Origin of the sequence: Pseudomonas sp. B21-041 (genome assembly GCF_024748675.1) — a bacterium.
GTDB lineage: Bacteria > Pseudomonadota > Gammaproteobacteria > Pseudomonadales > Pseudomonadaceae > Aquipseudomonas > Aquipseudomonas neuropathica.
Genome location: NZ_CP087175.1, coordinates 5982617 through 6008525, shown reverse-complemented (window position 1 = coordinate 6008525; position 25909 = coordinate 5982617). Strand labels below are relative to the sequence as shown.

Below are 25909 nucleotides of genomic sequence, written 5' to 3'. Positions count from 1 at the left end.
CAGACCTGATCTGGCTGAATGGGTTTGCGGCAGAAAGCTACAGTTTATCGACTAAACTTCGCTTTTTCGCCGAATTTGCCGGTTTAGTCCTTCGTTTATACGATTCTTTGAGGTGCCGCTGGCGCCTCGACAAAATGTTGCGCGTGAACAAGCTGGATGAAACACAGTCTGTTCTGCATCGAATATTTATTTGCCGGGGCGCCCTTATGGCGCGTCGCTACCGTGAGATAGCCGTCCTCCATGTTTGGTTCCAACGACGACAAGAAGACCCCAGCTGCGGCTGGCGAGAAGAAAAGCCTGTTCGGATGGCTGCGTAAGAAACCGCAGGAACCCGTCGTCGAACAGCCGCCGGTGATTCCTGAGCCAGCGCCTGCGCCGGCGCCGGCTCCAGTCATAGAAGAAGAGCCGGCACCGATTGTGCTGCCGATTGCCGAGCCGGTGTTGCAACCGGTTGAGCCTGAGCCAGAGCCTGAAGCGCCTGTGGCGGCTGAACTACCGCTGACTCCTGCAGCTGAACCGTGGCTGACCTTGCCGGTGGCGGAAGAGCCGGTGGCGTTGGTTGAAGAAGCTGCGCCACACATCACCCCGGAAATTCCAGCGCCTGCTGCGTTGGTGCCCGAAGTGGCTCGGGCGCCTGTGGTTGAGCCGGTTGTCGAGCCTGCGCCGGTTGTTGCTGAGCCTGTTGCGCCGGCGTTTGTTGCTCCGGTCGTTCAACAGCCTGCACCTGCACCGGTCGTCGCTGCGCCAGTTGTGCCGGTTGAAGTGGTTACCGAGTCCCCAGTCGAAGCCCCGCGCACCGAAGAAACCAAAGCCGGTTTCTTCGCCCGTCTCAAACAAGGCCTGTCGAAAACCAGCGCCAGCATCGGCGAGGGCATGGCCAGCTTGTTCCTCGGCCGCAAAACCATTGATGACGACCTGCTCGATGACCTCGAAACCCGTCTGCTCACCGCTGACGTCGGCGTCGAAGCTACCACGCAGATCATCCAGCGCCTGACCCAGAAGGTCGCCCGCAAAGAGCTGGCCGACGCCGACGCGCTGTACAAATCCCTGCAGGCCGAACTGGCAGCGATGCTCAAGCCGGTCGAACAACCGCTGAAAATCGTTTCGCAGAACAAGCCGTTCGTGATTCTGGTGGTTGGCGTCAACGGCGCCGGCAAGACCACCACCATCGGCAAACTGGCGAAGAAGCTGCAACTGGAAGGCAAGAAAGTCATGCTCGCCGCCGGTGACACCTTCCGCGCCGCTGCCGTGGAGCAATTGCAGGTCTGGGGCGAGCGCAACAAGATTCCGGTCATCGCCCAGCACACCGGCGCCGACTCGGCCTCGGTGATTTTCGACGCCGTGCAGGCTGCCAAGGCCCGTGGCATTGACGTATTGATCGCCGACACCGCCGGTCGTCTGCACACCAAAGACAACCTGATGGAAGAACTGAAAAAGGTTCGCCGCGTCATTGGCAAGCTCGACGCCGACGCGCCGCACGAAGTGCTGCTGGTGCTCGACGCCGGTACTGGCCAGAACGCGATCAACCAGGCCAAGCAATTCAACCAGACCGTCGAACTGACCGGTCTGGCGCTGACCAAGCTCGACGGCACTGCCAAGGGCGGCGTGATTTTCGCCCTGGCCAAGCAGTTCGGCTTGCCGATCCGCTACATCGGCGTCGGTGAAGGCATCGACGACTTACGCACTTTTGAAGCCGAACCCTTTGTCCAGGCACTGTTTGCCGAGCGGGAGCGTTCATGATTCGTTTCGAACAGGTCGGTAAACGCTACCCGAACGGTCACGTCGGCTTGCATGAGCTGAGCTTTCGAGTCCGTCGTGGCGAGTTCTTGTTTGTCACCGGTCACTCCGGCGCCGGTAAATCCACGTTGTTGCGCCTGTTGCTGGCGATGGAGCGTCCGACCAGCGGCAAACTGCTGCTGGCTGGGCAAGACCTGAGCACCATCAGCAACGCGCAGATTCCGTTCCTGCGTCGGCAGATCGGCGTGGTGTTCCAGAACCACCAGTTGCTGTTTGATCGCACGGTGTTCAACAACGTCGCCTTGCCGCTGCAGATTCTTGGCTTGTCCAAGGTCGAAATCGCCAAGCGTGTCGATTCGGCGCTGGAGCGCGTGGCGCTGTCGGATAAAACCGATCTGTATCCGGGCGACCTGTCCACCGGTCAGCAACAGCGTGTCGGCATTGCTCGCGCCATCGTGCACCGTCCGGCCTTGCTGCTGGCGGACGAACCCACCGGTAACCTCGACCCGCGTCTGGCGGCTGAAATCATGGGCGTGTTCGAAGACATCAATCGTCTGGGCACCAGTGTGCTGATCGCCAGTCACGACCTGGCGCTGATCGCGCGCATGCGTCACCGCATGCTGACCCTGCAACGCGGCCGATTGATCGGCGACGGGGAGGCCGGAGAATGAGTGCGACACGCAGTCCGAAGGTTTCCGAACGTGTGGCGCCGAAAGCCGCCGATCCGCAACCACCGAAGAAGAAAAAACACGACGAAGACGATGGCCCGGACTTCGCCACACTGTTCCGTGCCTGGGTCGAAAGCCATCGCGCCAGTCTGCTCGACAGCCTGCGTCGTCTCGGCAAGCAGCCGATCGGCAGCTTCTTCACCTGCATGGTGATGGCGGTCGCGCTGAGTCTGCCAATGGGCTTGTCCCTGTTGCTCAACAACGTCGAGCGTCTTGGCGGTTCGTGGCAGCGTGCAGCGCAGATTTCGCTGTATCTGCAACTCGACGCCAGTCCGCAGCAGGGCGAGTCGTTGCGCGAGCAGATCAAAGGCATGCCCGGCGTAGCGGATGCTGAATATGTCGGCCGCGATCAGGCGCTGGAAGAGTTTCAGCAGCAATCCGGGTTGGGTGAAGCCCTACGCGAGCTGCCGGAGAACCCGTTGCCGGGCGTGGTGCTGGTCACCCCGAATGAGGTCGACAAGCCGACGCTGGAAGCATTAAGACAAAAACTTTCCGAATTGCCCAAGGTACAACAGGCGCAACTTGATCTAGTCTGGGTCGAGCGTCTGGCCGCCATCCTCAAGCTTGGCGATCGTTTTGTCTTCGGTCTGACGGTGCTTTTGGTTTCTGCATTACTTTTGGTGATAGGCAATACCATTCGTCTTCATATTGAAAACCGCCGCACCGAGATAGAAGTGATTAAACTCGTCGGCGGCACTGACAGTTATGTGCGTCGCCCTTTCCTTTATATGGGGGCGTTGTATGGCTTCGGTGCGGGGCTATTGTCCTGGGGCGTCTTGGCGTTCGGCCTGAACTGGCTGAACGATGCGGTGGTTGGGCTGGCCGGTTTGTACGGCAGTGATTTCGCTCTGGCCGGAGTGCCAGTTGCCGACGGTCTGTCGCTCTTGCTTGGCGCGGTGCTGTTGGGTTATATCGGTGCATGGATTGCAGTCGCACGCCATCTCAGGGAGCTGGCGCCGAAGTAGAATCTTTTTTGCGCGTGATTGACCTCGCGGTTTTTTGGGAACTTGTATTTGAGTTCCCGGTCAATTTTTCGCAGTGCTGAGAAGCACGAGTATGTAAGTGGGAGGTTTTTTCGCATGACCAATTCTTTGCAACCTGCGTATGCGTTGGTTCCGGGTGCGAACCTGGAAGCCTACGTGCACACCGTCAACAGCATTCCATTGCTGACGCCGGAGCAGGAGCGTGAACTGGCCGAGAGTCTCTACTATGAGCAGGATTTGGGGGCGGCTCGGCAGATGGTGCTCGCCCACCTGCGTTTTGTTGTACATATCGCCCGTAGTTATTCCGGCTACGGTCTGGCTCAGGCTGACCTGATCCAGGAAGGTAACGTCGGCCTGATGAAGGCCGTGAAGCGCTTCAACCCGGAAATGGGTGTGCGTCTGGTGTCGTTCGCTGTGCACTGGATCAAGGCGGAAATTCACGAGTTCATCCTGCGCAACTGGCGCATTGTGAAAGTCGCGACCACCAAGGCCCAGCGCAAGCTGTTCTTCAACCTGCGCAGCCAGAAGAAACGTCTGGCGTGGCTGAACAACGAGGAAGTCCACCGTGTGGCGGAAAGCCTCGGCGTTGAACCGCGTGAAGTGCGCGAGATGGAAAGTCGCCTGACCGGCCACGACATGGCCTTCGACCCGGCTGCTGAAGCCGACGATGACAGCGCTTTTCAATCGCCGGCCAACTACCTGGAAGACCACCGGTACGACCCGGCGCGTCAACTGGAAGATGCCGATTGGAGCGACAACTCCAACCACAACCTGCACGAAGCGCTGGAAGTGCTGGACGAACGTAGCCGCGACATCCTCTACCAGCGCTGGCTGGCAGAAGAGAAAGCCACGCTGCATGATCTGGCGCAGAAGTACAACGTGTCGGCCGAGCGGATCCGTCAACTCGAGAAGAGCGCGATGAACAAGCTCAAGTTGTCGATCGCCGCATAACCGGCGAGCAGGCAATAAAAAACGCCCCGATCAGCGATGATCGGGGCGTTTTCATTTCTGGCTTCACACAAAACCAATGTAGGAGTGAGCCTGCTCGCGATAGCGGTGTGACAGTCAGCATTGCCGTCACTGATGTACCGCTATCGCGAGCAGGCTCACTCCTACATTTAGATCCTCGGTGTTATCGCGACCACGGTGCCCGGCGCGAATCGTTGAGCCCCAACAGATAATTATCCCCACCCAACTGACTCATCTGCTGCCGAATCCACCCGGCCCGCCGCGAGACATAAGCGGTCGGATGGCTGGCACTCCAGACACGCGGATTGGGCAGAACAGCCGCCAGATAACTCGCCTGCTGCCGTGACAACGACTTCGCGCTCACACCAAAGTGATGGCGGGCTGCGGCTTCGGCGCCAAACACCCCGTCATCCCACTCGACGCTGTTGAGATACACCTCAAGAATCCGCTGCTTGGGCCAGAACACCTCGATCAGCGCAGTAAACCACGCCTCCAGGCCTTTACGCAGATAGCTGCGACCGGCCCACAGAAACAGGTTTTTCGACACCTGCTGGCTCAAAGTGCTGGCGCCGCGAATCGAGCCGCCAAGCTCGTTGTGGGCCAATGCAGCCTGGATCGCACTGAAATCAAAACCCCAATGCTCGGGAAACTTCTGATCCTCACCGGCCATGACCGCGACTTTGAGGTCGTCGGAGATCTCGTCCCACGGCTTCCACGTGCGTTGCAGGTCAATTGGCTCACCGTCGACCCAGGACTCGATCTTGCGTTCGACCATCAACGCCGTACCCGGCGGCGGCACGAAGCGAAACACCAGCACCAGCAAGACGCTGCCGCCGGCGAACCAGAGCAGGGCCTTCGTGAGACGACGGAAAATAGTACGCAGCATAGAGATGGCTTGGCCGAACCGGTGGAGCGGGCCATTATACAGACCCTGCCGATCGCGTCTGACTGGAGTTCCCAATGCTGCGTGGCTTTTTGATGCTGGCCGCTTTTTTCGGTTTCACCGGGGTCGCCTTGGGTGCATTCGCCGCCCATGGCCTGAAAAACCGTCTGACACCCGAGTATCTGGCGATCTTCCATACCGGCGTCACCTATCAATTGGTGCACACCTTGGCGCTGTTTGGTGTGGCGCTGCTGGCCACACAGATTCAGGGTCGACTGGTCACTTGGGCCGGCGTGTCATTCACCATTGGCATCCTGCTGTTCTCCGGCAGCCTGTACGTGCTGACCACCACCGGCATCAGCAAGCTCGGCATCATCACCCCGTTTGGTGGCCTGGCGTTCCTGATTGGCTGGCTATGCCTGGGCCTCGCCGCCTGGCGCTTGCAACCAACCGCTTGACGCTTGGTGCTGACCTTTAGGTCATGATCGGGCTAGAATGCCAGCCCCTAAAAATGATGGCGGCGTTACGCATGCGCATTCAGTTGAACGGTGAATCCCTTGAACTGCCCGACGGTGAAACCGTTGCGGGCCTGATCACCCGTCTGGAACTGACCGGACGCCGGGTGGCAGTCGAACTCAATCTGGATATCGTCCCGCGCAGCCAGCATGCCGACACCACGCTCAACGACGGCGACAACGTTGAAGTGGTGCACGCCATCGGCGGCGGCTGATCGCCCGCCCCGCAAGGGCACAGAATTCTGCAAGACCCTCACTCCTAAAGAGGATTCCCCATGAGCATCGTTCGTAGCGACAAGCCTTTTGTGCTGGCCGGTCGTACTTACCAGTCGCGTTTGCTGGTCGGTACCGGCAAGTACCGTGACATGGAAGAAACCCGTCAGGCCATCGAAGCCTCGGGTGCCGAGGTCGTCACCTTCGCCGTGCGCCGCACCAACCTGGGCCAGATCGAAGGCGAGCCGAACCTGCTCGACGTGCTGTCGCCGGAGCGCTACACCTTCCTGCCGAACACCGCCGGTTGTTACGACGCCATCGAAGCTGTGCGCACCTGCCGCCTGGCCCGTGAGCTGCTCGATGGCCACAACCTGGTGAAGCTGGAAGTACTGGCCGACCAGAAGACCCTGTTCCCTAACGTCATCGAAACCCTCAAGGCCGCGGAAACGCTGGTCAAGGAAGGCTTCGACGTGATGGTGTACACCAGCGATGACCCGATCATCGCCCGCCAACTGGCGGAAATCGGCTGCATCGCGGTCATGCCGCTGGCCGGTCTGATCGGTTCCGGTCTGGGGATCTGCAACCCGTACAACCTGCAGATCATCCTCGAAGAAGCCAAAATCCCTGTGCTGGTCGATGCCGGTGTCGGCACTGCGTCCGATGCGACCATCGCCATGGAACTGGGTTGCGATGCGGTGCTGATGAACTCGGCCATCGCCCACGCCCAGCAGCCGGTGATGATGGCTGAAGCCATGAAACACGCCATCGTTGCAGGCCGTCTGGCCTACCTCGCTGGCCGTATGCCGAAAAAACTCTATGCCAGCGCCTCTTCGCCGCTGGATGGTCTGATCAAGTAAGAGCCATTGATGACTGAATCGAACGACACGCCTGTCCAGACGGAAGAGGGCGACGAGCGCCAACACCGCCGCATCAAGAGCTTCGTGATGCGCGCCGGGCGCATGACCGAAGGCCAGCAACGCGGCCTGGATCAGGGCGCGCCGCTTTACGTGCTGCCGCTGGCCGACACCCCGGTGGATTACGATCAAGTGTTCGGCCGTTCGGCACCGCGCTCGCTGGAGATCGGTTTCGGCATGGGCCACTCGCTGCTGGAAATGGCTGCGGCCGCGCCGGATCAGGACTTCATCGGCGTTGAGGTTCACCGTCCGGGTGTTGGCGCGCTGCTCAATGGCGTGCTGACTCAGGGCCTGACCAACCTGCGGGTCTATGATTGCGACGCGATCGAAGTGCTCAACCGCTGCATCGCCGACAACAGTCTCGATCGCCTGATGCTGTTCTTCCCGGATCCGTGGCACAAGAGCCGTCACCACAAGCGCCGTATCGTTCAGGCCTCGTTCGCTGAGCTAGTGCGCAGCAAGTTGAAGGTTGGCGGCATTCTGCACATGGCCACCGACTGGGAACCGTACGCCGAGTACATGCTGGAAGTGATGAACGTCGCCCCGGGCTACCGCAACCTCGCCGAAGACGGCAAGTGCGTACCACGCCCGGCCGAACGCCCGATCACCAAGTTCGAACGCCGCGGCGAACGACTGGGCCATGGCGTGTGGGACCTGAAGTTCGAAAAACTCGCTTAAGCATCACGCAACACCCCTGTAGGAGCTGCGGCACGCTGCGATCTTTGATCTTGATTTTGAAGATCAAAGATCGCAGCGTGCCGCAGCTCAGTTGTTTCTGGAGTTTGCTCAAGTTTGGCTATGATCCGCCGACAGCTCGAGGCCCCCATTTGTAAAGGAAGACAAATCTTGAAAGCCATTTTTGCCTGCACGCTGGTTCTGGGTCTCATTTGTTGCGCAGCGTGCGAACGGGTAGTCAGTCCCGAGGAATACTTCGCGAGTGCGCAGAGAACGGCGGCAAAGATCGAGCGCGACGCCAATGACCGGATCAAGCGTGAGGCCGCCGGGGAAAGCGTGCAATACACCCCTGAACAGTTGCGCGTTGCCGAAGGTGATCTCGAGGCTCTTGTGGACAACCTCAAGCATGCGTCGGGCGGCGGGCACACGCTGGCCACCTATTTTTTGGCCAGCCTGCAGGACAACCCGATGTTTTCCGAGCAGACGCGCTTACAGACCTGTGGTCTTTATCAGCAGGCCATGGATGATGGGGTGTTAGCGGCTGCGGTGGGCTATTACCATTTGTGCGACAAAGCGTATGAACGATTTGATGCGCAAAATCCTGATCATTTGAAATTCTTGCAGTCTCTCGAGCAGTTGCTGCTCAAGCCTGATGCGCATGCTGACGACTATCCGTTGCAGGCCAAACGTTCGCTGTGTTTCGAAGAAAACGGGGCGCCTGCCGGCAAGGTCGGGCCGATGGCCGCCATGCGAGCCCGCGCAGCTGGCTTGGTATTGTCCGAAGACCAGTTTCGGGCTGAGGCCTACTACATACTCGCGTTGACTCGTGTGAACGGCAGCGATATGCGCGACAGCGGCAATATCGAACACTTCGATAAAGCGATAGCGCTGGGCTGCAAGGATTCCGTTGGCCTCAAGGCGATCCTTCAGGCGCAGAGCCGCTTATCGAAGAATCATTGAACCAAGGCCCAATAGTGGGAGCGAGCCTGCTCGCGAAAGCGGTCTGACAATCAACGATGTTGTTGGATGTTAAGACGCCTTCGCGAGCAGGCTCGCTCCCACAGTTGTTTTGGGGCGTTTGCGGAGTCAGCGGCGGTCGGCGACTACGCCGATGAGGACGAGGACTACCAGCAACACAGGCGCCAGGCTGTAGTTGTTGAACTGGCTCAAACCCTTGATCACCCACGGCGTGGCGTAGATCAGCGCGGCGCCGCTGCCGATCACGCACAGTAGGGCCATCAGTGGCACGCGCAGGGCGCCGGCGATGCTGCCCAGGCGTTGCTCGACCCAGCCTTTGAAGTCGGCGCCGAACAGCACCAGCAGGCAGCCCACCAGGGCCAGAGCGATTTCCGATAGGTTGCTGCGGCTCCAGCGGGAGACGGTGGCGAGCAGGTCGAGTATCAAATCCATGCGTTTTCCCTTAGCACTGAAGTCAGTTCAGAAATTGTTGCAGCAAGTCGTTGAGGAACAACTGTCCGCGCTCGGTGGCCGCCAGACGTGACGGTTCGACCTGCAACAGACCGCTTTGTTCTGCCGCGGCCCGGCCTTCAGCGAGGCTTTCCAGCGACAGCCCGGTGCGCTCAGGATACAGGTGCGATTCGACGCCTGCGGTCAGGCGCAAAGCGTTCATCAGAAACTCGAACGGCATCTCGTCGTTGGTCAGCGCTTTCTCGCCGGCTTGAAAGCTTTTTGCCGGGTTGAGATAGTCCTTCGGCAAACGGGTTTTCCAGGTGCGAACGATGCGTCCGTCCGGGTGGCTGAGCTTGCCATGCGCACCCGCGCCAATGCCGATGAAGTCGCCAAAACTCCAGTAATTGAGGTTGTGCCGCGCCGGCCGGCCCGCCTGGGCATAAGCCGACACTTCGTATTGCGCATAACCGTGTTCCGCCAGCAGCGCTTGCCCGGCCTCTTGAATGTCCCACAGCGTGTCATCTTCCGGCAGCACCGGCGGCTGGTTCCAGAACACGGTGTTCGGCTCCAGCGTCAGTTGATACCAGGAAATGTGCGTCGGATTCAGTGCGATGGCCTGGCGCAGGTCGCTCAAGGCATCGTCCAGCGACTGGTCGGGCAAACCGTGCATCAAGTCGAGATTGAAGTTATCGAACCCGGCCTGACGTGCCATGCCGGCCGCACGCACCGCTTCGTCACCGTTGTGAATCCGCCCCAGCGCCTTGAGCTTTTCTTGCTGGAAGCTCTGGATGCCGATCGACAGGCGATTGATCCCCAGCTTGCGGTAGGCGACGAACTTCTCTTGCTCGAAGGTCCCGGGGTTGGCTTCCAGAGTGATTTCGATGTCGTGGGCAAACGGAATGCGCTGTTCGACGCCTTCCAGCAGCCGCCCGAGGGCTTCGGCGCTGAACAGGCTCGGCGTGCCGCCACCAAAGAAGATCGAACTGATTTCACGACCGTACACGGCGTGCAGGTCCTGATCGAGATCGGCCAACAGCGCATCAACGTATTCCTGCTCCGGCAAAACCGGGCTGGCGGTGTGTGAGTTGAAATCGCAATACGGACATTTGCGCACACACCACGGGATGTGGATGTACAGCGCCAGGGGCGGCAGCGTCGGCAACGGCGCCCGAGGCGAAGAGGCGGCGCCGCCGACAATCAGCGACGACGCAGAAGAATCACCGGTCATTTCAGGCCCAGACGCTGGCGCAGCAGATCCATTGCACGGGCGCGGTGGCTGATCTGGTTCTTGTCGGCCGGACTCAGTTCGGCGCTGGACACATCACGCTCCGGCACCCAGAACAGCGGGTCATAACCGAAACCGTGCTCGCCGCTGGCAGCGCTCAGTATCCGTCCGTGCCACAGGCCTTCGCAGAGAATCGGCAACGGATCGTCAGCGTGACGCACCAGCGCCAGCACGCAAACGAACTGCGCACCGCGCTCGGCTTCCGGTACATCTTTCAGTGCATCGAGCAATTTGGCATTGTTCGCCGCATCGCCCTTGCCGTCGGCATAGCGCGCCGAATAGATGCCTGGCGCACCGCCAAGGAAATCCACCGCCAGACCGGAATCGTCGGCCAGCGCCGGCAACCCGGAAATGCGTGCGGCGTTGCGTGCCTTGAGGATCGCGTTCTCGACGAACGACAGACCGGTTTCTTCCGGCTCGACCTTGCTCCACTCGCCAATCGAGCGCAGTTGCACCGATTCGCCGAGCATGGCCTGGAGTTCTTTGAGTTTGCCGGCGTTATGGCTGGCCAGTACGAGCTGCTTGATGTTCATCATTCGCCGGGAAAGAGTTCTTGGTTGAAATTGATGGTGTTGATCTTGTCGCCGTTCTGCACCTTGATTTCAAAGGTGCGGGTTTCCTGCTGAGGCACCGGGTACTGGGCGATGTAGTAGATCGCACCCTGCTCGGTGACTTGCTTGAAATTCAGCGGCACGCTCTGGCTGGTCAGGTCTTTGACCGTGCCGGTGACATTGGCGACCAGCGGTTTGCCGTCCTTGATCACCGAGACATTGATCACGCCCTGATTTTTGCTGCGAATCAGTTCAGCCGCCTTGGCGATGTCCGGCGTCAGAAACGTCGAGTTGAAAGTGTTGTAGTGCACCGTGACATCGCCGAAGGTTTCCTTGCGTTCGCCCTTGATGACGTCGGCCGCCATGGCGCTGGCGCTCAGGCAGGCAGTCAATAACAACAACGCTAAACGACCCATGATCGTGCTCCTCGAAATGACGGGATTCAGACCGCGACTTTGTGGTCTGCAAGCTGCGGGCTGCTGACGCGGTAGATACCGATCTCACCTAACAGATTAGGCCATAGCTTACTGGCCCACCCGTGGCGGTGCTGTTGATCCACGGCAAGCCGATCAATGACCTTCGCATCACGTTCGCGGCAAAGTTCTTCAAAGTCTTCGAAGGTGCAGAAGTGAATGTTCGGTGTGTTGTACCAGGTGTACGGCAGAAACTCGGACACCGGCATGCGGCCTTTGCTTGCCAGGTACCAGCGGCAGCGCCAGTGCCCGAAGTTCGGGAAGGTGATGATGCACTGACGGCCGACCCGGAGCATTTCGTCGAGGATCTTGTCCGGGTAATGCACAGCTTGCAGGGCCTGGGTCATGACGACGATGTCGAAACTGTTGCTGGCGAAGTTGCCCAGCCCCTTGTCCAGATCCTGTTCGATGACGTTGACGCCTTTGGCCACGCACTGGGCGATGTTGTCGGAGTCGTTTTCCAGGCCATAACCGGTGACGTTCTTGTTGTCGCGCAGCCAGGTCAGCAGCTCGCCGTCACCGCAACCGAGGTCGAGGACGCGGCTGCCGGCGGGGATCCATTCCTGGATGATTTCCAGATCTGCTCTCATGGCTTTCTCACAGCGTGATGCGGTTCATGTAATTGCCGAACGCCTGCAAATAGCGCGGGATCGGAATCAGGAAGGCGTCGTGGCCCTGCGGTGCGTCGATTTCCAGATAGCTGACGTCTTTGCGCGCCGCCATCAGTGCATCCACCAGTTCCCGCGAGCGGGCAGGGGAGAAGCGCCAGTCGGTGGTGAACGACATCACGCAGAACTTGGCCGTGGCGTTTTCAAAGGTTTTCGCCAGGTTATCGTCGAAGTTCGCTGCCGGATCGAAGTAATCCAGCGCCTTGGTCATCAACAGATAGGTGTTGGCGTCGAAGCGTCCGGAGAACTCTTCGCCCTGATAACGCAGGTAGCTTTCGACCTGGAACTCGACGCTGTGGAAGTCGTAGTTGAGCTTCTCGCTCTTGAGGCCACGGCCGAATTTCTCGCCCATGGAATCGTCGGACAGATAAGTGATGTGCCCGACCATGCGCGCCAGCATCAAGCCGCGTTTGGGGATCACGCCGGCTTCCTGGAACGAACCGCCGTGGAATTCCGGGTCGGTGAGGATCGCCTGACGCGCAACTTCGTTGAAGGCGATGTTCTGCGCCGACAGTTTTGGCGCCGAGGCGATAGCCAGACAATGGCGCACGCGGTCCGGGTAAGTGATGGTCCATTGCAATGCCTGCATGCCGCCGAGGCTACCGCCGATGACGGCCGCCCACTGGCCGATGCCGAGCAGGTCGGCCAGGCGCGCCTGGCTGTGTACCCAGTCCTCCACGGTCAGCACCGGGAAGTCGGCACCGAATGGCTTGCCGGTCTCCGGGTTAATGCTGCTGGGGCCGGTGGAGCCGTTGCAGCCGCCCAGATTATTCAGACTAACCACGAAGAACTTGCTGGTGTCGATCGGTTTGCCGGGGCCGATGCAACTGTCCCACCAACCGGGTTTGCGGTCGTCGGGGCTGTGATAGCCGGCGGCGTGGTGATGGCCGGACAAGGCGTGGCAGATCAGCACGGCGTTGCTCGCCTGTGCGTTGAGCGTGCCGTAGGTTTCGTAGATCAGGTCATAAGCGGGCAGCGAACGGCCACAGGCCAAGGCCAGAGGTTCGCTGAAGTGCGCCGTTTGCGGCGTCACCAGACCAACAGAATCGGGGGAAAGGCAGCTGGCATCGACCCTGCTCTCGTTGAAATGAGGCGTAAGTCTAAAGACCGGGGGGGTTAGCGGCAAGCAACTACCTGCGCTCGTTCCCACGCTCTGCGTGGGAATGCCTCATTGGACGCTCGGCGTCCGCTTCGGCAGGGGACGCGGAGCGTCCCGGGATGCATTCCCACGCGGAGCGTGGGAACGATCAGCGCATTAGGTCAGGCAAATCCGGCAACTTCTTCGGCGAGCAGATCTTCACTCGCTTCTGCCGGTTCAACTCGCCACTGAGCAAACTGACTTGGCTTTTGGACACCCCAAACGCCTTGGCCAGAAAGCCCATCAGATAAGCATTGGCCTTGCCCTCAACCGGCGGTGCAGTCAGACGAATCTTCAGGCGATCCCCATGCAGCCCGGCGAAGTCATCGCTGCGGGCTGCCGGTTGCAGGTGACACTCGAGGATCAAGTCGTCACCGTCCCATCGAAACCAGCTCACATCAGCAGACGGAGGATTTCCGGCATCATCGTCATCGCCGCCAGATTGTTGATCACCAGCATGTCGATCAGCTTCAGCGCGAGGAAGGCGAAGATCGGCGACAGATCCAGACCGCCAAGGTTTGGCAGGATTTTGCGGAACGGCGCCAGCGCCGGCTCGCAGATCTGGTTGACCAGCTCAGCACCCGGATTGTGGCTGCCCGGTGCAACCCACGACAGAATCACGCTGATGATCAGGGCGAAGAAGAAGATCTTCAGGAACAGCGCGGTCACGCCGATCAGCGACCAGATAAACAGTTGCAGCGGGTTACCGGTGGTGCCGTAAGTCAGCAGCAGGGTCAACGCCATCAGCGCCAGTTGCACCAGAATCGCCAGCACCAGCGACGACATGTCCAGACCAAACAGGCTCGGAATGATCCGGCGCAGTGGTTTGAGCAGTGGCTGGGTCGCTTTGACGATGAACTGGCACAGCGGGTTGTAGAAGTTCGCCCGCACCAGTTGCAGTACGAAACGCAGCAGCACGATCAGCAGGTACAGACTGCCGAGGGTTTGCAGCACGTAAACCGCTGCGGTATTCAATCCAATCATGTAAGGCTCCTTATTTGCCCAGTTGTTCGGCCATTTCGGCCGAGCGGTGCGCGGCGGCGCCGAGTGCGGTTTCGACCAGTGCTTCAAAGCCATTGGCCTGGAATGATTTGATTGCAGCTTCCGTGGTGCCGTTTGGCGAAGTCACGCGGCGGCGCAGTTCGGCGGCGTCAACGTCGCTGGAGACGGCCATATGCGCGGCGCCCAGTGCGGTCTGCAGGGTCAGTTGTTCTGCGATGTCTTTCGGCAGGCCGAGTTTGACGCCGGCGGCGGTCATGGCTTCGATCAGCAGGAAGAAATAGGCAGGGCCGGAACCTGACACAGCGGTCACGGCGTCCAGTTGCTGTTCTTCCTTCAGCCACAAGGCGATGCCGACGGCGGACAGCAGCTCTTCGGCTTGCTGGCGTTGCTCGGCGGTCACTTCGCTGGTCGCGTACAAACCGCTGACGCCTTGGCGCAGCAGCGCCGGGGTGTTGGGCATGCAGCGCACGATCGGCTGCTCGCCGAGCCACGCAGTCATGCTGGCGCAGGTGATACCGGCAGCAATCGAAACCACCAATTGATTGGGTTTCAGGCTTGGGCGAATCGCTTCGCACACGGTTTTCATTGCCTGCGGCTTGACCGCCAGTACGATCACATCGACGCCGTCGATGGCCTGAGCGTTATCGGCGAAGGTTTCGATGCCGTGTTCGGCACTGACCTTGGCGCGGGTTTCTTCACCCGGGTCGCTGGCACGGATCTGCCCGGCTTCCAGCCCCTTGGCGCGCAGGCCGCCAATCAGACTGGCCGCCATGTTGCCCGCACCGATAAACGCAATACGTGTGTTGCTCATGTGTGGTCCTTATCTGGAAACGTTCAAGATTGGGAATAGTCGCGGGCGCCAAACAGGGCCGTACCGATACGAACCCAGGTGGCGCCTTGGGCGATGGCCGACTCAAGGTCGTGGCTCATGCCCATGGAAAGTGTGTCGAGCGGCAGATCAAGGCTCGCCTGCAATTTCTGCACGGCGGCGAAGGCCGCGTCTTGCTCGGCGCGGTCGTCGGTCGGCTCGGGAATCGCCATCAGGCCGCGCAGTTTCAGGCGCGGCAGTGCGCTGATCGCGGCGGCCAATGCCGGCAGGTCAGCCGGAGTGCAGCCGGATTTACTGGCTTCGCCGCTGACATTGACCTGAACGCAGATGTTCAGCGGCGGCAGTTCAGCCGGGCGCTGTTCGGACAAGCGTTGAGCGATTTTCAGGCGATCCACGGAATGCACCCAGTCGAAATGCTCGGCGATGGCGCGAGTCTTGTTCGATTGAATGGGGCCGATGAAGTGCCAGATCAAGGGCAGGTCAGCCAGTTCGAGCTGTTTGCCCAAGGCTTCCTGCAGGTAGTTCTCGCCAAAGTCACGCAGGCCGGCGGCATATGCTTCGCGCAGGGCCTGGGCGGGTTTGGTCTTGCTGACCGCGAGCAACTGGACGCTGTTTTCAGCGCGGTTTGCAGCTGTTACCGCTGCCTGGATGCGCGAACTAACCAGTTGGATGTTGTCTGCTATCGTGGACATCAAGAGGCGCCAGCGGTCGGAAGGTTCGCGGCATTCTACTGGAATTGAGGAGCGCTATGGATATCACTGAACTGCTGGCCTTCAGCGCCAAACAAGGCGCTTCCGACCTGCACCTGTCGGCCGGTCTGCCGCCGATGATCCGTGTCGATGGCGATGTGCGGCGGATCAATCTGCCGGCGCTGGATCACAAGCAAGTGCACGAACTGATCTACGACATCATGAACGACACCCAGCGGGTCGACTTCGAGAAACATCTGGAAACCGACTTTTCCTTCGAAGTGCCGGGTGTGGCGCGTTTCCGCGTCAACGCTTTCAACCAGAACCGTGGCGCAGGCGCCGTATTCCGTACCATTCCGTCGAAAGTGCTGAGCATGGAAGACCTCGCCATGGGCGACGTCTTCCGCAAGATTACCGATGCGCCGCGCGGTCTGGTGCTGGTCACCGGGCCGACCGGTTCCGGCAAATCAACCACGCTGGCGGCGATGATCGATTACCTCAATACCCACCGGCATCACCACATCCTGACTATCGAAGATCCGATCGAGTTTGTTCACGAATCGCGCAAATGCCTGATCAATCAGCGTGAAGTCCACCGTGATACCCGCAGTTTCGCCACTGCGTTGCGCTCGGCACTGCGTGAAGACCCGGACGTGATTCTGGTCGGCGAGATGCGTGACCTGGAAACCATTCGCCTGGCGCTGACCGCTGCCGAAACCGGGCACTTGGTATTCGGCACGCTGCACACCACCTCGGCGGCGAAAACCATCGACCGCGTGGTCGACGTGTTCCCCGGTGACGAGAAGTCGATGGTGCGTTCGATGCTGTCCGAGTCGTTGCTGGCGGTGGTCTCGCAGACGTTGATCAAGAAGATCGGCGGCGGGCGGGTGGCGGCGCACGAGATCATGCTGGGCACGTCGGCGATCCGTAACCTGATCCGTGAGGACAAGGTGGCGCAGATGTATTCGGCGATTCAGACGGGTGGGTCGTTGGGCATGCAGACACTGGACATGTGCCTGAAGGATCTGCTGACCAAGGGCTTGATCAGCCGCGAGCATGCGCGGGAGAAGGCGCGGACGCCGGATAATTTCTGAGGGAGTGATCGTTCCCACGCGGAGAATGGGAACGATCGGTATGGTGTTAGCGCTGAACCACGCGCATCTGGTTTTGCTCTTTCGGCAACACACGCTTGGCAACCACGTAATGCTGCTGCCAGTACGGCTTGTTCAGCGTATCGATGCTCACCGCTTTGCCACGACGTGGCGCGTGGATAAAGCGGTCGTTGCCCAAGTAGATGGCTACATGGTTGACCCGACGGCTCTTGATGTTGAAGAAAATCAGGTCGCCCGGCTTCAGATCCTTGCGCTCGACTTTCTCGCCGTGACCGCTGGCCATGGCGTTGGAGGTGCGTGGCAGGTCGAACGTAGCGTCGTTGAACGCGTATTTCACCAGACCGCTGCAATCAAAACCTTTACTTGGGCTGCTGCCGCCCCAACGATAAGGGGTACCGAGGACGTTCACCGCACGGCTCAGCACATTGCTGCTTTCCTTGCTCGCCATCGGTGGCACCAGCTTGCTGTGGCTCTTGCTGCTCAGCGTGGTGGTTTTGCTTTTGCTGCTTTTGCTCGATGGAGCCGAAGCATGGGATTTAGGGGTAAAGCCGTTAACGTTGGGAAGACGTTGCTCACGATTGGTGGCGTGGGCGGCCAGTGGCATTAATAGGCAGATGGTTAGCCATGTCTTGAAAAATGGTCGCATTAGGCGTGGCTCTTTAGTGATAGCGCGCAACTTTATAACAGAGTTTTTTTTCATTCCGAGTCCGTTGGTCGATTCAGTTGGAGGCCAACGGAACCAAATAAGCGGCAAATGGACGCAATTGTCGGACAGAAGTCAGGTGCTATAAGGCTTTGACGGTAGCAACGGTAACATTTGCCGTACGTCGGCTACCTGTAAAAAAGTCACAAAGAATTCAAGAATATTTATCTATCGTGTGAATCGAGGTCTTCATGAACCCCTATCAACAATTTGTTCAGCAGCAAGATACGCACAGCAAAATCATCGGTTATCTGCTGTGGATTTTCGGTTTTACCGGTGCTCACCGCTTCTATTACGGCAAGCCGGTGACCGGGACGATCTGGTTTTTCACCTTCGGTTTGCTGGGTATTGGCTGGCTGATCGATCTGTTCTTGATCCCGGCAATGGATCGCGAGGCGGATCTGCGTTTTACCGCAGGGCCGATCGAGTACAACGTGGCGTGGATTCTGCTGACGTTCCTTGGCGCGCTGGGCGTGCACCGGATGTATCAGGGCAAGTGGATCAGTGGACTGATCTATCTGCTGACAGGCGGGTTGTTCTTTCTGGGGGTGCTGTATGACTTCTGGACGCTGAATGATCAGGTATCCGTACGCAACGCCGAAGGCAGAGGCGCCTTCCAGTAAGCCATCGCTGGCAAGCCAGCTCCCACAGGTTTTTGCGCTAACCCAAAGATAGCGCAAGACCTTGTGGGAGCTGGCTTGCCAGCGATTGGGGGCAACCCGGTATCAAGCCTGGTGGCTGATCCGCCCATCCACCAAGGTGTAACGAACCACACCCGGCAAAGTGTGCCCAATGAACGGGCAGTTCTCACCCTTCGACAACCAGTTCTCACCGGCCACCGTCGAAGCCTGCGGATCGAACAACACGATATCCGCCGCACCACCTACCGCCAGTTTGCCGGCCGGCAGACGCAACGCTTCAGCCGGGCCTGCACTCAGACGCGCCAGCAAGGTCGGCAGATCCAGCAACCCATCCTCAACCAGCGTCATCGCCAGCGGCAGCAACAGTTCAACACTGCTGATGCCCGGCTCGGTCGCGCCGAACGGCGCCAGTTTGGCGTCGCGTTCGTGCGGCTGGTGATGGCTGGAAATCGCCGAGACCACACCGGACTTCACCGCTGCACGCAGGCCATCACGGTCAGCACGCGTACGCAGCGGCGGTTGCACGTGGTACAGGCTGCTGAAGTCGATCAGCGCTTCATCAGTCAGAATCAACTGATACAGCGCGACATCCGCCGTCACCTTCAAACCACGGGCCTGAGCCTGAGCAATCAGGGCAACACCGCGAGCACTGGTCAACTGACTGAAATGCGCACGTACGCCGGTCTGCTCAACCAGCAGCAGGTCACGGGCAAGGGCCACGGTTTCAGCGGTTTCTGGAATCCCCGGTAAGCCGAGGAAACTGGCGACAGCGCCTTCGTGAGCCAAGCCACCTTCAGCCAAGTCGTGATCCTGCGAATTGAAGATCACCGTCAGGTCGAAGGTCGCCGCGTATTCCAGTGCTCGGCACAGGGTGCGGGTGTTGCGGAAGCTCTCCAGACCGTTGCCGAACGCCACGCAACCAGCGTCGCGCAGCGCCACCAGTTCGGCCAGTTGCTCGCCGTCCAGGCCTTTGCTCAGCGCGCCGATCGGGAACACCTTGGTGTTGCCGGCCTCGCGAGCGCGATCGAGGATCAGCTCGGCCACGGCCGAGGTGTCGAGCACCGGTTTGGTCTTTGGCGGGCAGCACAGGCTGGTCACGCCACCGGCCGCAGCAGCGCGGGTTTCGCTGATGATCGAACCTTTGCGGCTGTAGCCCGGCTCGCGCAGGGCAACGTTGAGGTCGACGAGGCCTGGAGCGGCGACGAGGCCTTGGGCGTCGATGGTTTCTACTGCGCTGAAACCGGCCGGGGCCGCGCCGAGGGCGACGATCTTGCAGGCTTCAACGTGAATGTCGGTGATTTGATCCAGGCCGCTGCTTGGATCGATGACGCGTGCGCCGAGAATGCTGAGCTTCACTGGGCGTTCTCCTGCTCGAATTGACGCTGCGCGGTTTGCCCGCTCATGGCCATGGACAACACAGCCATACGAATTGCGATGCCGTAGGTCACCTGATTGAGGATCACCGAGTGCGGGCCGTCGGCCACTGCGGACTCGATTTCCACCCCCCGGTTGATCGGCCCCGGGTGCATGACGATGCAATCGGGTTTGGCCCCGGCCAGACGCGCGGTGGTCAGGCCGAACAGTCGGTAGAACTCACCTTCGCTCGGCAACAGGCCGCCGGTCATGCGTTCACGCTGCAGGCGCAACATGATCACCACGTCGACGTCTTTCAGGCCTTCGGTCATGTCGGTGTAGACCTTCACGCCGTATTGCTCGATGCCGATCGGCAGCAGGGTCTTCGGCGCAATCACGCGGATGTCCGGGCAGCCGAGGGTCTTCAGCGCGAGCATGTTCGAGCGCGCAACCCGCGAGTGCAGGATGTCGCCAACGATGGCCACCGAGAGGTTTTCGAAACCGCCCTTGTGCCGACGGATGGTGAGCATGTCGAGCATGCCCTGCGTCGGGTGGGCGTGACGGCCGTCGCCGCCGTTGATGATTGCCACTTGCGGGCATACATGTTCGGCGATGAAGTGCGCGGCGCCGGAATCACCGTGGCGTACGACGAACATGTCGGCGGCCATGGCTTCGAGGTTGCGCAGGGTGTCGAGTAGGGTTTCACCTTTACTCGCCGACGAGGTCGACACGTTCAGGGTAATTACGTCTGCCGACAGCCGCTGGGCCGCCAGTTCGAAGGTGGTGCGGGTGCGCGTGGAGTTTTCGAAGAACACGTTGCACACGGTTTTGCCGCGCAGCAACGGGACTTTCTTCACCGCCCGGGCACCGACTTCGAGGAACGAGTCGGCGGTGTCGAGGATTTCCGTCAGCAACTCGCGGCGCAGGCCGTCGAGCGAGAGGAAGTGGCGCAGCTGGCCCTGATCATTGAGCTGCAGCGGGCGCTTGGTATCTAGAGGCGTCATCGCGAAGGGGACTCTCAATAGGGCGGATTAAAGGTTGAAGTCTTGCAGTTCGAGCGTCAGCGGCTCGGGGCCGGACAGCTTCACCCGTTCATGTGCGGCCAGCGACAGCGTCGCGCCAACCACGTTCGGGCGGATCGGCAGCTCGCCGGCGTCGAGGTCCAGCAGGCAGACCAGGGTCACGCTGGCCGGGCGGCCGTAGTCGAACAATTCGTTCATGGCGGCGCGGATGGTGCGGCCGCTCATCAATACGTCGTCGATCAGCACCAGATGCTGGCCTTCGATCTCGAAGGGCAGGGCGGACGGGCGCACTTGCGGGTGCAGGCCGTTCTGGCTGAAGTCGTCGCGGTAAAAGGACACATCCAGCGTGCCCAGTGGCGCATCGCTGCCCAGTTCCTTGAGCAAGGCCTGCGCGACCCAGATGCCGCCGGTGCGAATGCCGATGTAACGCGGTTCAGTGATTTCACGCTGGGCAAGGTGCGCCTTGAGGCGGGTCGCCATCTGGCTGATCAGATCGGCGGGATTTGGCAGGCTCATGGTTGCTCCTTGTTGGGGGCGAGTCGGGTCCTCGGACGCGACTCGGTTTTTCACTCAAAAGAAAAGCGCCGAAGCGCTTGTCAGGATTCAAACAATGCAGTGTTTTCATCGAGCCAGCCCTGCAACAGCAGAGCGGCGGCGATGGCGTCCACCGGGTTGTCGCGGTAACTGCCTTTCTGACCGCCACGGGCCAGTCGCTCGCCTTTGGCTTCAAACGTGGTCAGGCGTTCGTCGTGGGTATAGAAGGGCAGATTGAAGCGGCCATTGAGGCGGCGGGCAAACTTTTCCGCGCGTACGCACATGTCGCTCGGGGTGCCGTCCATGTTCAGCGGCAGTCCGACAACAACGGCATCGGGTTTCCATTCTTTTATAAGGGCTTCGACCTGGTTCCAGTCCGGCACGCCGTTCTGTGCCTTCAAGGTGCACAGCTCACGAGCCTGGCCGGTAATCACCTGGCCGACCGCGACGCCGATCTGTTTGGTGCCGTAGTCGAAGCCGAGAATCAGGCGCAGGGCCATCAGGCGTGACCTGCCTGGCTGGTCAGCAGGCTGAGGTTGATCCCCAGGTGCCGGGCCGCCGCTTCCAGACGCAATTCGCTGCTGGTATTGAACAGGATGTCGGCGTCATACGGGCAGTTCAGCCAGGCGTTGTCGGCGAGTTCCGCTTCCAGTTGCCCGGCTTCCCAACCGGCGTAACCGAGGGCAATCAGGCTTTTTGCTGGGCCGACGCCGTCAGCGATGGCGAACAGCACGTCCTGCGAGGTCGAGAGGGCCAGATCACCCTCCAATTGCGCGGTGGCCAGAAAGGTCTTGCCCGCCGGGTGCAGAACAAAACCGCGATCGGTCTGCACCGGGCCGCCAATGAAGATCGGCACATGCTGGCAGAGTGCTGGCGGGTCAATGTCCGGACGTAATTGCTCAAGGATGTCGGCCAGATTCAGCTCTTGCGGCCGGTTGACCACAATCCCCATAGCGCCATTGGCCGTGTGCTCGACGATGTAGGTCAAGGTGTGGGCAAAGTTCGGGTCGGCCATGTGTGGCATGGCGATCAGGAATTGATGCTTGAGGTAGCTGGGGCTGACGTTTTTCATGTGCGCTAGTGTGGCGTTCGGGGGCAAACTGACAAGCTGGAGATGCTGACAGCAACACAGATCCATTGTAGGAGTGTCAGTTGCTTGAGAGCTTGTCGCCCCGGGCAAATTTCCAGGTGCGAATGATTTCCAGACGATCGATATCCGACAAGTCCCCGGTAAACGGCGCAAACGGTGCCGCCAGTCGGACAATGCGCTGCGCCGCCTGATCCAGCAGTGGCTGGCCGGACGATTCCAGCACCAGCACTTCATACAGCGAACCGTCGCGATTGATCGAAACCATCAGGCGCAGATTGCCGTAGATCTGCTTGCGCCGTGCTTCTTCGGGGTAATTGAGGTTGCCGATGCGCTCGACCTTCTTGCGCCAGTCGTCTTTGTACCAGGCGCCCTTGTCGCGCATGGTCGACGCCGCGCTCAAACGGTGGATGCGCGGGCGCTTGGCGTACAGCTGTTGTTCCTTGGCCAGTTCGGCTTCAAGACTGGCGATGTCGCTGGACAGCTGTGAGCTGTCGAACTCCGGCGCGTCGACTGTCGGTTTGACTTCGGTTTTGGCTTCTTCTTTCTTGGTCGGCGCTTTTTTAGGTTTCGGCGCGACGGTGGTCACCGCAGCTTTGGGTGCGGCTTCCTGCACTTGCGGTTTGGCGGCCGGTGGCGGGGTGACTTTTTTGACCTGATTGTCCTGGAACGGCGCCACCTCAGTGGTCTTCGGAATCGCCTTCTTGTCCAGCGTGCCGCTGCCTTCCTGATGCTGTTGAGCGAGAAAGTCAGCCTTCTCCGGCTTCTTTTCGCTCTTGAAGGTGGCGAGGGTGATTTCCAGGGTTTTGCTGATTTGCTTGGGCTCGACCATCGTGAAGCCGACGCCGAGCAGCAGCGCCAAATGGATCAGCGCCGCGAGAAACAGGGTAAAACCGAGGCGATCGGCCGGGCGCACGCCACGGTGGGCGAGTTCTGCGGGCAGATCGGACGGGAGGGTCATGACAAGAAAACCAACATCGCGTTTTTCAGAGGCTGCGCATGATAACGCAATGTTGGTTTCACGCCTTGGGCTTCACGCTTCAAGCGACAGACTGCATGTGACGTGCATCAAGCTTGTGGCTTTTTGCCGGCGGCTTGCAGCTTCTTGGCGATGGCGTCCATCAGCATGCCGCCGATATCAGTGCCAAACGCATTGTCGATTTCACGGATGCAGGTCGGGCTGGTGACGTTGATTTCGGTGAGGCTTTCGCCGATCACATCGAGGCCAACGAACAGCAGGCCTTTCTCACGCAACGTCGGGCCGACCTGCGCGGCGATCCAGCGATCCTTGTCGGTCAGCGGGCGCGCTTCACCACGGCCACCGGCAGCCAGGTTGCCACGGGTTTCGCCCTGCGCCGGAATCCGTGCCAGGCAGTAATCCACCGGCTCGCCGTCGATCATCAGGATGCGTTTGTCACCGTCCTTGATCGCCGGCAGGTAGGCCTGGCCCATGATCTGCTGGCCACCGAGGGCGGTCAGGGTTTCCAGAATCACCGACAGGTTCGGGTCACCGGCACGGTGACGGAAAATCGAAGTACCGCCCATGCCGTCCAGCGGCTTGAGGATCACGTCACCGTGTTTCGCGGCGAACTCACGCAGCACGTCAGCGCGACGGCTGACGATGGTTGGCGGCGTGCACTGCGGGAACAGCGTGGCGAACAGTTTTTCATTGCAGTCGCGCAGGCTCTGCGGTTTGTTCACCACCAGCACGCCAGCGGTTTCGGCCTGTTCGAGCAGGTAGGTGGAGTAGACGAACTCCATGTCGAACGGCGGATCCTTGCGCATCAGGATCACGTCCAGATCGCTCAGCAGGTTGTCCTGTTCGGCGTCCAGTTCGAACCATTTTTCCGGGTTGGCAAAGACTTTCAGCGGCTTCATGCGCGCCCGGGCCTGACCTTCGCCCTGATACAGGTCGCGCTGCTCCATATAGAACAGTTCCCAGCCACGCTTCTGCGCGGCCAGCAGCATGGCCAGCGAGCTATCCTTTTTATAGGAGATGCTGGCGATAGGGTCCATGACAATCCCGACGCGAACGCTCATTGGGTTTTCCTCGAAAATTGGCTACCGGATCGGTATTGAAAAAGTGCCGCCAGAGTGGCGCCGGGCGGGTTTTCGGTCAAGGAAAAACCCGTCGATAGATTGCATCTGGAGACTGTGCTAAAAAGGCTGGCGTAGCGTGCTGGCCCTTGAGCATCAAGGGTTTCGAGCCATTGATAACCGCAAAACGGACAAATTGATTCGCAAAGGCGACGGTAGAGCCCTCTTATGGAACAGCAGTCCAGCGCCTTGAAGGTCATGGTGATCGACGACTCGAAAACGATTCGTCGCACCGCCGAAACATTGTTGAAGAATGTCGGTTGCGAAGTGATCACGGCGATCGACGGTTTCGACGCTCTGGCGAAGATCGCCGACAACCATCCCGGGATCATTTTTGTCGACATCATGATGCCGCGTCTGGATGGTTATCAGACCTGCGCTTTAATCAAGAACAACAGCGCGTTCAAGGCCACACCGGTGATCATGCTGTCATCGCGTGACGGGCTGTTCGACAAGGCCAAGGGGCGGATTGTCGGTTCTGATCAATTTTTGACCAAGCCTTTCAGCAAGGAAGAACTGCTCAACGCGATTCAGGCCCATGTTCCGGGCTTCGCCGCCGTTTTGCCGCAGTAAGACACGTACAGAGATACGCGGCCAGCGGGCCGCGCGTCGACAAGAAAATGGGGAAAACCATGGCACGTATCCTGATCGTCGATGATTCGCCGACTGAAATGTACAAACTCACCGGCATGCTCGAAAAGCACGGCCATGAAGTGTTGAAGGCCGAAAACGGCGCCGACGGCGTGGCTCTGGCTCGGCAGGAAAAACCCGACGCGGTACTGATGGACATCGTCATGCCCGGCCTCAATGGTTTCCAGGCGACCCGTCAGCTGACCAAAGACCCGGAAACCGGACATATCCCGGTGATCATCATTACCACCAAGGATCAGGAAACCGACAAGGTCTGGGGCACCCGCCAGGGCGCCAAGGATTACCTGACCAAACCGGTCGACGAAGACACCCTGATCAAGACCCTGAACAACGTGCTCAAAGGCTGATCGCGCAACCATGAGCGAATCGCTGACCGCGTTCGAACTGCTCTGGCAGATCGACCAGCGCTGCCGCTTGCTGGCGGCGGACCTGCCGTCGCAACCGGCGCGCCAGGATCGCTGGAGCGGCATCGGCTTTCGCCTCGGCGAGCATTGGTATGTGGCGCCGATGGGCGAAGTCAGCGAAGTGCTGCATGAACCGCGATTTACCCAGTTACCCGGGGTCAAGCCGTGGGTCAAAGGCGTGGCTAACCTGCGCGGGCGGTTGCTGCCGATCATGGATCTGTGCGGTTTCTTCGGCCATGAACTGTCGCCGTTGCGTAAACAGCGGCGGGTATTGGTGGTCGAGCATGGCGATGTGTTTGCCGGGCTGATGGTCGATGAAGTCATCGGCCTGCAGCACTTTGAGCAGAACAGCTTTGAACCGCTATCGATCAGCAAACGCCAGGGCTCGAAGGCCGAGTTCGTCAAAGGCTATTTCCGGCGCGAGCAGAACTGGCGGGTGTTCAGCCTGTTTGCGCTGGCCAAATCCCCGGTGTTCATGAGCGTTGCGATATAACAGATTCAACACCGTCCCCTGTGGGAGCGAGCCTGCTCGCGAAGAGGGCGTGTCAGGCAAGATAAATATTGGCTGACCCAGCGCTTTCGCGAGCAGGCTCGCTCCCACAGGGATTGCAGCAGGCCTCAAAGGTGTGGGTTAAGGGCGAGG

Annotated in this window: 32 protein-coding genes and 1 pseudogene; 14 read left to right on the top strand and 19 right to left on the bottom strand. The window is 59.9% G+C overall.

Features of this window, described 5'->3' with window-relative positions; genetic code table 11:
• Nucleotides 1-240 precede the first annotated feature (240 nt).
• The 4 genes from ftsY (at nucleotide 241) to rpoH (ending at nucleotide 4399) form a co-directional block, all read left to right on the top strand.
• Nucleotides 241-1740, top strand: a complete 1500-nt coding sequence (ftsY, locus tag LOY43_RS26835) for a signal recognition particle-docking protein FtsY (RefSeq protein WP_095049451.1) — start codon at nucleotides 241-243, stop codon at nucleotides 1738-1740.
• Nucleotides 1737-2408 (top strand): cell division ATP-binding protein FtsE, encoded by a 672-nt coding sequence (gene ftsE, locus LOY43_RS26830; RefSeq protein WP_220557122.1) that lies wholly within the window; start codon nucleotides 1737-1739, stop codon nucleotides 2406-2408. Before ftsY ends, ftsE begins: the two co-directional genes overlap by 4 nt.
• Nucleotides 2405-3430, top strand: a complete 1026-nt coding sequence (gene ftsX / locus LOY43_RS26825) for a permease-like cell division protein FtsX (protein WP_095049452.1) — start codon at nucleotides 2405-2407, stop codon at nucleotides 3428-3430. The genes ftsE and ftsX overlap by 4 nt, the downstream gene beginning before the upstream one ends.
• Before the next feature lie 114 nt (nucleotides 3431-3544).
• Entirely contained in the window at nucleotides 3545-4399 is an 855-nt protein-coding gene (gene rpoH / locus LOY43_RS26820) for an RNA polymerase sigma factor RpoH (RefSeq protein WP_003229146.1), read from the top strand.
• 181 nt (nucleotides 4400-4580) lie between these two features.
• Here rpoH and mtgA read toward each other — a convergent pair whose 3' ends face one another.
• Complete coding sequence (gene mtgA / locus LOY43_RS26815; RefSeq protein WP_258708941.1) at nucleotides 4581-5303, bottom strand: monofunctional biosynthetic peptidoglycan transglycosylase; 723 nt, start codon at nucleotides 5301-5303, stop codon at nucleotides 4581-4583.
• A 74-nt stretch (nucleotides 5304-5377) separates the two neighbouring features.
• Between mtgA and LOY43_RS26810 the strand changes: the two genes are divergently transcribed.
• The 5 genes from LOY43_RS26810 to LOY43_RS26790 all read left to right on the top strand — a co-directional run bounded on the left by LOY43_RS26810 (nucleotide 5378) and on the right by LOY43_RS26790 (nucleotide 8577).
• Entirely contained in the window at nucleotides 5378-5758 is a 381-nt protein-coding gene (locus LOY43_RS26810; RefSeq protein ID WP_095049454.1) for a DUF423 domain-containing protein, read from the top strand.
• A gap of 71 nt (nucleotides 5759-5829) precedes the next feature.
• The gene (gene thiS / locus LOY43_RS26805) at nucleotides 5830-6030 is read left to right on the top strand and encodes a sulfur carrier protein ThiS (protein ID WP_167359915.1); all 201 of its coding nucleotides are present in this window, start codon (nucleotides 5830-5832) and stop codon (nucleotides 6028-6030) included.
• Between the two features lie 60 nt (nucleotides 6031-6090).
• Nucleotides 6091-6885, top strand: a complete 795-nt coding sequence (locus LOY43_RS26800) for a thiazole synthase (protein WP_258708940.1) — start codon at nucleotides 6091-6093, stop codon at nucleotides 6883-6885.
• A gap of 9 nt (nucleotides 6886-6894) precedes the next feature.
• Complete coding sequence (gene trmB, locus LOY43_RS26795; RefSeq protein ID WP_095049455.1) at nucleotides 6895-7620, top strand: tRNA (guanosine(46)-N7)-methyltransferase TrmB; 726 nt, start codon at nucleotides 6895-6897, stop codon at nucleotides 7618-7620.
• 168 nt (nucleotides 7621-7788) lie between these two features.
• Nucleotides 7789-8577 (top strand): hypothetical protein, encoded by a 789-nt coding sequence (locus LOY43_RS26790; protein WP_258708939.1) that lies wholly within the window; start codon nucleotides 7789-7791, stop codon nucleotides 8575-8577.
• Between the two features lie 126 nt (nucleotides 8578-8703).
• On the opposite strand, the gene LOY43_RS26785 is transcribed toward LOY43_RS26790, so the two are convergent.
• The 10 genes and pseudogenes from LOY43_RS26785 to LOY43_RS26740 form a co-directional block, all read right to left on the bottom strand.
• Nucleotides 8704-9027 (bottom strand): DUF3392 domain-containing protein, encoded by a 324-nt coding sequence (locus LOY43_RS26785; protein ID WP_007913629.1) that lies wholly within the window; start codon nucleotides 9025-9027, stop codon nucleotides 8704-8706.
• 22 nt (nucleotides 9028-9049) lie between these two features.
• Nucleotides 9050-10255: a radical SAM family heme chaperone HemW gene (gene hemW, locus LOY43_RS26780; RefSeq protein WP_095049457.1), complete on the bottom strand. Its 1206-nt coding sequence runs from the start codon at nucleotides 10253-10255 to the stop codon at nucleotides 9050-9052.
• Nucleotides 10252-10848, bottom strand: coding sequence for an RdgB/HAM1 family non-canonical purine NTP pyrophosphatase (rdgB, locus tag LOY43_RS26775; RefSeq protein ID WP_095125841.1), 597 nt, complete (start codon nucleotides 10846-10848; stop codon nucleotides 10252-10254). Before rdgB ends, hemW begins: the two co-directional genes overlap by 4 nt.
• A complete protein-coding gene (locus tag LOY43_RS26770; protein ID WP_095049459.1) occupies nucleotides 10845-11279 on the bottom strand; it encodes a DUF4426 domain-containing protein in 435 nt (144 codons plus the stop codon). The genes rdgB and LOY43_RS26770 overlap by 4 nt, the downstream gene beginning before the upstream one ends.
• Before the next feature lie 26 nt (nucleotides 11280-11305).
• On the bottom strand, nucleotides 11306-11926 hold the full coding sequence (metW, locus tag LOY43_RS26765) for a methionine biosynthesis protein MetW (RefSeq protein WP_258708938.1): 621 nt from the start codon (nucleotides 11924-11926) through the stop codon (nucleotides 11306-11308).
• Nucleotides 11927-11933: 7 nt separating this feature from the next.
• A pseudogene (locus LOY43_RS26760) lies at nucleotides 11934-13072 on the bottom strand (homoserine O-acetyltransferase).
• A gap of 179 nt (nucleotides 13073-13251) precedes the next feature.
• Nucleotides 13252-13539 carry a DUF167 domain-containing protein gene (locus LOY43_RS26755; RefSeq protein WP_095049461.1) on the bottom strand — a complete coding sequence of 96 codons (288 nt, stop codon included), beginning with the start codon at nucleotides 13537-13539 and terminating at the stop codon, nucleotides 13252-13254.
• On the bottom strand, nucleotides 13536-14126 hold the full coding sequence (locus tag LOY43_RS26750) for a YggT family protein (RefSeq protein WP_095049462.1): 591 nt from the start codon (nucleotides 14124-14126) through the stop codon (nucleotides 13536-13538). The genes LOY43_RS26755 and LOY43_RS26750 overlap by 4 nt, the downstream gene beginning before the upstream one ends.
• A 10-nt stretch (nucleotides 14127-14136) precedes the next feature.
• Nucleotides 14137-14955 (bottom strand): pyrroline-5-carboxylate reductase, encoded by an 819-nt coding sequence (gene proC, locus LOY43_RS26745; RefSeq protein ID WP_095125842.1) that lies wholly within the window; start codon nucleotides 14953-14955, stop codon nucleotides 14137-14139.
• 23 nt (nucleotides 14956-14978) lie between these two features.
• The gene (locus LOY43_RS26740; protein WP_095125843.1) at nucleotides 14979-15665 is read right to left on the bottom strand and encodes a YggS family pyridoxal phosphate-dependent enzyme; all 687 of its coding nucleotides are present in this window, start codon (nucleotides 15663-15665) and stop codon (nucleotides 14979-14981) included.
• Nucleotides 15666-15721: 56 nt separating this feature from the next.
• Here LOY43_RS26740 and LOY43_RS26735 point away from each other — a divergent pair, with 56 nt between their 5' ends.
• Nucleotides 15722-16756 carry a type IV pilus twitching motility protein PilT gene (locus LOY43_RS26735; RefSeq protein ID WP_095049465.1) on the top strand — a complete coding sequence of 345 codons (1035 nt, stop codon included), beginning with the start codon at nucleotides 15722-15724 and terminating at the stop codon, nucleotides 16754-16756.
• 46 nt (nucleotides 16757-16802) lie between these two features.
• On the opposite strand, the gene LOY43_RS26730 is transcribed toward LOY43_RS26735, so the two are convergent.
• Nucleotides 16803-17420: a C40 family peptidase gene (locus tag LOY43_RS26730; protein ID WP_095049466.1), complete on the bottom strand. Its 618-nt coding sequence runs from the start codon at nucleotides 17418-17420 to the stop codon at nucleotides 16803-16805.
• 248 nt (nucleotides 17421-17668) lie between these two features.
• Here LOY43_RS26730 and LOY43_RS26725 point away from each other — a divergent pair, with 248 nt between their 5' ends.
• On the top strand, nucleotides 17669-18100 hold the full coding sequence (locus LOY43_RS26725) for a TM2 domain-containing protein (RefSeq protein WP_007913651.1): 432 nt from the start codon (nucleotides 17669-17671) through the stop codon (nucleotides 18098-18100).
• Nucleotides 18101-18202: 102 nt separating this feature from the next.
• Here the strand turns inward: LOY43_RS26725 and LOY43_RS26720 are convergent, their stop codons facing one another.
• The 7 genes from LOY43_RS26720 to gshB all read right to left on the bottom strand — a co-directional run bounded on the left by LOY43_RS26720 (nucleotide 18203) and on the right by gshB (nucleotide 24154).
• Nucleotides 18203-19474: a dihydroorotase gene (locus LOY43_RS26720; protein ID WP_095125844.1), complete on the bottom strand. Its 1272-nt coding sequence runs from the start codon at nucleotides 19472-19474 to the stop codon at nucleotides 18203-18205.
• Nucleotides 19471-20475, bottom strand: coding sequence for an aspartate carbamoyltransferase catalytic subunit (locus LOY43_RS26715; protein WP_007913665.1), 1005 nt, complete (start codon nucleotides 20473-20475; stop codon nucleotides 19471-19473). The genes LOY43_RS26720 and LOY43_RS26715 overlap by 4 nt, the downstream gene beginning before the upstream one ends.
• Before the next feature lie 27 nt (nucleotides 20476-20502).
• Nucleotides 20503-21009: a bifunctional pyr operon transcriptional regulator/uracil phosphoribosyltransferase PyrR gene (pyrR, locus tag LOY43_RS26710; protein ID WP_034153653.1), complete on the bottom strand. Its 507-nt coding sequence runs from the start codon at nucleotides 21007-21009 to the stop codon at nucleotides 20503-20505.
• A gap of 80 nt (nucleotides 21010-21089) precedes the next feature.
• On the bottom strand, nucleotides 21090-21527 hold the full coding sequence (gene ruvX / locus LOY43_RS26705; protein WP_064589634.1) for a Holliday junction resolvase RuvX: 438 nt from the start codon (nucleotides 21525-21527) through the stop codon (nucleotides 21090-21092).
• Nucleotides 21527-22099, bottom strand: a complete 573-nt coding sequence (locus tag LOY43_RS26700) for a YqgE/AlgH family protein (RefSeq protein ID WP_095049468.1) — start codon at nucleotides 22097-22099, stop codon at nucleotides 21527-21529. Before LOY43_RS26700 ends, ruvX begins: the two co-directional genes overlap by 1 nt.
• Before the next feature lie 76 nt (nucleotides 22100-22175).
• Nucleotides 22176-23075: an energy transducer TonB gene (locus tag LOY43_RS26695; RefSeq protein ID WP_093429840.1), complete on the bottom strand. Its 900-nt coding sequence runs from the start codon at nucleotides 23073-23075 to the stop codon at nucleotides 22176-22178.
• Nucleotides 23076-23182: 107 nt separating this feature from the next.
• A complete protein-coding gene (gene gshB / locus LOY43_RS26690; RefSeq protein ID WP_007913671.1) occupies nucleotides 23183-24154 on the bottom strand; it encodes a glutathione synthase in 972 nt (323 codons plus the stop codon).
• A gap of 225 nt (nucleotides 24155-24379) precedes the next feature.
• Between gshB and pilG the strand changes: the two genes are divergently transcribed.
• Genes pilG through LOY43_RS26675 form a run of 3 tightly spaced genes read left to right on the top strand, consistent with a single transcriptional unit; the run spans nucleotide 24380 to nucleotide 25759 of the window.
• The gene (gene pilG, locus LOY43_RS26685; RefSeq protein WP_007913673.1) at nucleotides 24380-24784 is read left to right on the top strand and encodes a twitching motility response regulator PilG; all 405 of its coding nucleotides are present in this window, start codon (nucleotides 24380-24382) and stop codon (nucleotides 24782-24784) included.
• Nucleotides 24785-24843: 59 nt separating this feature from the next.
• Nucleotides 24844-25209, top strand: coding sequence for a twitching motility response regulator PilH (gene pilH, locus LOY43_RS26680; RefSeq protein ID WP_026000666.1), 366 nt, complete (start codon nucleotides 24844-24846; stop codon nucleotides 25207-25209).
• Between the two features lie 10 nt (nucleotides 25210-25219).
• Complete coding sequence (locus LOY43_RS26675) at nucleotides 25220-25759, top strand: chemotaxis protein CheW (RefSeq protein WP_095049470.1); 540 nt, start codon at nucleotides 25220-25222, stop codon at nucleotides 25757-25759.
• Nucleotides 25760-25909: the final 150 nt, after the last annotated feature.

Bases quoted from the DNA above. Each gene is read 5' to 3' on its own strand.
- ftsY (WP_095049451.1), top strand. From the start codon at position 241: ATGTTTGGTTCCAACGACGACAAGAAGACCCCAGCTGCGGCTGGCGAG.
- ftsE (WP_220557122.1), top strand. From the start codon at position 1,737: ATGATTCGTTTCGAACAGGTCGGTAAACGCTACCCGAACGGTCACGTC.
- ftsX (WP_095049452.1), top strand. From the start codon at position 2,405: ATGAGTGCGACACGCAGTCCGAAGGTTTCCGAACGTGTGGCGCCGAAA.
- rpoH (WP_003229146.1), top strand. From the start codon at position 3,545: ATGACCAATTCTTTGCAACCTGCGTATGCGTTGGTTCCGGGTGCGAAC.
- mtgA (WP_258708941.1), bottom strand. From the start codon at position 5,303: ATGCTGCGTACTATTTTCCGTCGTCTCACGAAGGCCCTGCTCTGGTTC.
- LOY43_RS26810 (WP_095049454.1), top strand. From the start codon at position 5,378: ATGCTGCGTGGCTTTTTGATGCTGGCCGCTTTTTTCGGTTTCACCGGG.
- thiS (WP_167359915.1), top strand. From the start codon at position 5,830: ATGCGCATTCAGTTGAACGGTGAATCCCTTGAACTGCCCGACGGTGAA.
- LOY43_RS26800 (WP_258708940.1), top strand. From the start codon at position 6,091: ATGAGCATCGTTCGTAGCGACAAGCCTTTTGTGCTGGCCGGTCGTACT.
- trmB (WP_095049455.1), top strand. From the start codon at position 6,895: ATGACTGAATCGAACGACACGCCTGTCCAGACGGAAGAGGGCGACGAG.
- LOY43_RS26785 (WP_007913629.1), bottom strand. From the start codon at position 9,027: ATGGATTTGATACTCGACCTGCTCGCCACCGTCTCCCGCTGGAGCCGC.
- hemW (WP_095049457.1), bottom strand. From the start codon at position 10,255: ATGACCGGTGATTCTTCTGCGTCGTCGCTGATTGTCGGCGGCGCCGCC.
- rdgB (WP_095125841.1), bottom strand. From the start codon at position 10,848: ATGATGAACATCAAGCAGCTCGTACTGGCCAGCCATAACGCCGGCAAA.
- LOY43_RS26770 (WP_095049459.1), bottom strand. From the start codon at position 11,279: ATGGGTCGTTTAGCGTTGTTGTTATTGACTGCCTGCCTGAGCGCCAGC.
- metW (WP_258708938.1), bottom strand. From the start codon at position 11,926: ATGAGAGCAGATCTGGAAATCATCCAGGAATGGATCCCCGCCGGCAGC.
- LOY43_RS26750 (WP_095049462.1), bottom strand. From the start codon at position 14,126: ATGATTGGATTGAATACCGCAGCGGTTTACGTGCTGCAAACCCTCGGC.
- proC (WP_095125842.1), bottom strand. From the start codon at position 14,955: ATGAGCAACACACGTATTGCGTTTATCGGTGCGGGCAACATGGCGGCC.
- LOY43_RS26740 (WP_095125843.1), bottom strand. From the start codon at position 15,665: ATGTCCACGATAGCAGACAACATCCAACTGGTTAGTTCGCGCATCCAG.
- LOY43_RS26735 (WP_095049465.1), top strand. From the start codon at position 15,722: ATGGATATCACTGAACTGCTGGCCTTCAGCGCCAAACAAGGCGCTTCC.
- LOY43_RS26730 (WP_095049466.1), bottom strand. From the start codon at position 17,420: ATGCGACCATTTTTCAAGACATGGCTAACCATCTGCCTATTAATGCCA.
- LOY43_RS26725 (WP_007913651.1), top strand. From the start codon at position 17,669: ATGAACCCCTATCAACAATTTGTTCAGCAGCAAGATACGCACAGCAAA.
- LOY43_RS26715 (WP_007913665.1), bottom strand. From the start codon at position 20,475: ATGACGCCTCTAGATACCAAGCGCCCGCTGCAGCTCAATGATCAGGGC.
- pyrR (WP_034153653.1), bottom strand. From the start codon at position 21,009: ATGAGCCTGCCAAATCCCGCCGATCTGATCAGCCAGATGGCGACCCGC.
- ruvX (WP_064589634.1), bottom strand. From the start codon at position 21,527: ATGGCCCTGCGCCTGATTCTCGGCTTCGACTACGGCACCAAACAGATC.
- LOY43_RS26700 (WP_095049468.1), bottom strand. From the start codon at position 22,099: ATGAAAAACGTCAGCCCCAGCTACCTCAAGCATCAATTCCTGATCGCC.
- LOY43_RS26695 (WP_093429840.1), bottom strand. From the start codon at position 23,075: ATGACCCTCCCGTCCGATCTGCCCGCAGAACTCGCCCACCGTGGCGTG.
- gshB (WP_007913671.1), bottom strand. From the start codon at position 24,154: ATGAGCGTTCGCGTCGGGATTGTCATGGACCCTATCGCCAGCATCTCC.
- pilG (WP_007913673.1), top strand. From the start codon at position 24,380: ATGGAACAGCAGTCCAGCGCCTTGAAGGTCATGGTGATCGACGACTCG.
- pilH (WP_026000666.1), top strand. From the start codon at position 24,844: ATGGCACGTATCCTGATCGTCGATGATTCGCCGACTGAAATGTACAAA.
- LOY43_RS26675 (WP_095049470.1), top strand. From the start codon at position 25,220: ATGAGCGAATCGCTGACCGCGTTCGAACTGCTCTGGCAGATCGACCAG.